Raw genomic sequence first — 2,204 nt, forward strand, 5'->3', positions numbered from 1 at the left:
CAGGCGGCGGGCATGACGGTTTCATTGCCGACCTGGCGGCGCTTGTGGCTCCGCCGGAGCATCATCTTCTCGGCGGCAGCGCCCCGATACAATGGCTGAATGGGCAGTTTCATGGCAATCCCTGGGAAAGCACAGTCTATTTGGGCGTGGTGGCGGTTGTCATCGTTGCCGTCAATTTCAAGAAAATCTTTGCTGTTTCTATAAAATATCTGATTGCCGTTCTCCCGTTTCTTATTCTGGCGATGGGGGTGCGAATGACCATCCTGGGGAACCGTCAGGCGATAATGCTGCCGTATTATTTCCTGTCGCAGGTGCCGTTTCTTTCGAATATGCGGGCGCCGTCGCGGCATATTATCTATCTCTATCTTTTCTTTGCGGTGATGGTGGCGCTGGCGATGAGCACGACCTATAATCATCTGCATCTGAAAAAGTACGGAAAGTTGCTCTTTGCCGGGGTGGCCCTTCTCCTGCTGCTTGATTACTATTCCTTCAATCAGGCGGCGGCATCGCCGGAGACGCCGGTCTGTTATGAAGTGATAAAGAAAGAGAGTCCCAAAGCGGCGGTGCTCGATTTGCCGTCGGGGTACGCCAATGTGGCGCGGTATATGATGTATCAGACCAGCCATCGGTTGCCGCTGGTGCAGGGGTATGTTTCGCGCAAGGTTGATTCGACCCTGATTGACTGTCTGGAGATGACGAACCTGGCAACCCAGAAAGCGCAGCTGATAGAGAACGGGGTGGGGTATATTGTTATTCACAAAGTTTCGCTCACGCCGGACAGTGTGGATGCCGAAGCCTACCGTCAAGTTTATAAGACGATTTATGAGGATGGGGGGAATCTGGTGTTGCGGGTGGAGTGAGCAGGAAAGAGTCGGGTTCGGAGAGTTAAGTGGTTGAATGACAATCGGTAATAGGTTCGTATTCGTTTTGGATTGGAGATTTGCGGGTTTTGTTCCGGGGCAGATGGAATAGCCTGGAGACATTCCTGCCGCTCATATATATGCCCCAAAGAGGCAGCATTGATTTATTGGTGATTTTGTCGGGGGGGGATGTGTGAGAAAGCAGGCGGCAGGGCGGGCGTGTGTTCGGCGGTTAGAAGATTTTGGCATTGGGGTGTGAGTTTGGGGCGACACAAGGGTCAATCCTTAAAGAAGCAGGTGGCTGACGCGGAGGGATTCTGGTAGGGGCGAACCCACGTGTTCGCCTTTGAAATCATCTCAATGTGAGATGATTTCAAATCATTTGATTAGAGGATTTTCCGGGTCCAACGACCATTTCAGCGGATTTTCGATGATATATTTGCGGATTTCGTACAGTTCCTGTTCGTTGCGAATCACGTGTTCATAGTAGTTTCGATGCCAAAGTTTGCTTTGGGCTGAAGGCAATTTCGCTGTCTTGATATAACGAAGATACTCATTAGTGCTCATGGTTTTGAACCATTGGATTAATCTGGGAAGGGAGGGGTTCAAATCCTTTCCTGGTGGAAAGGATTTTGGGGCGACACATGGGTCGCCCCCTACGATGTTTGACGGGGATTTTGAAGCGAGGCATGGGTTGCCCCCTATGATATTGACTATGCCATGGAGATGGTTAGGCATTATGATAGATTCATCAATTTTGATACCGGCGAATTTTACGGGCAGCTTATACCACCATTTCTTGACCATTTCTCCGACCGCGCTCAATTCCACCGAATCATTGAGGATTGAACCCAGAAGACATTGTCGGTCATAGGCGCAAATGGTGATGAAATATAGTCCCGCAGTGGAGTAGTCAAATTCTTTCAGGCGAAGTGGTTTGCGGCGCATGAGATGTAGCCCGCAGATTTTAAAAGGTGATACCTGGCAGGGAAGTTATGTTCATTTGTTGTCGCAGTCGTCATCGTTTGCTTCCGCGTGCGCGATGTTCCCATTCGCCACATAGTCTATCTTCGTCCAGAATATCCTCGATATAGGATTGAAAACCGGGATCTGCCAGTGCATCAGCGGCATGGTGGAAACACTCTCTGGAGAATCGGGGGTCTGCAGAAAACCATTGTGATTCAGCGACCAAATTTTGCTTCCCAGACACGTCAAATAAGGACAAAATAGAATTCAGGTTATTTATGAAGGAATAACGCGAAGACCGGATATGCATAGCCTTAATCCAAAAAGCGTAATCCCTACAGCAGACTTCGAATCTATATTTATTTCCCTTAATAGACG

2 protein-coding genes are annotated in these 2,204 nt (G+C 49.2%); one reads left to right on the forward strand and one right to left on the reverse strand.

The window, feature by feature from the left end; genetic code table 11:
* On the forward strand, window positions 1-860 hold an 860-nt coding region (locus AB1690_00515), incomplete at its 5' end, for a hypothetical protein (GenBank protein ID MEW6013785.1).
* A 378-nt stretch (window positions 861-1,238) separates the two neighbouring features.
* On the opposite strand, the gene AB1690_00520 is transcribed toward AB1690_00515, so the two are convergent.
* Window positions 1,239-1,808, reverse strand: coding sequence for a transposase (locus AB1690_00520; protein ID MEW6013786.1), 570 nt, complete (start codon window positions 1,806-1,808; stop codon window positions 1,239-1,241).
* Window positions 1,809-2,204: the final 396 nt, after the last annotated feature.

This window comes from Candidatus Zixiibacteriota bacterium (assembly GCA_040753495.1).
Taxonomy (GTDB): domain Bacteria; phylum Zixibacteria; class MSB-5A5; order GN15; family PGXB01; genus DYGG01.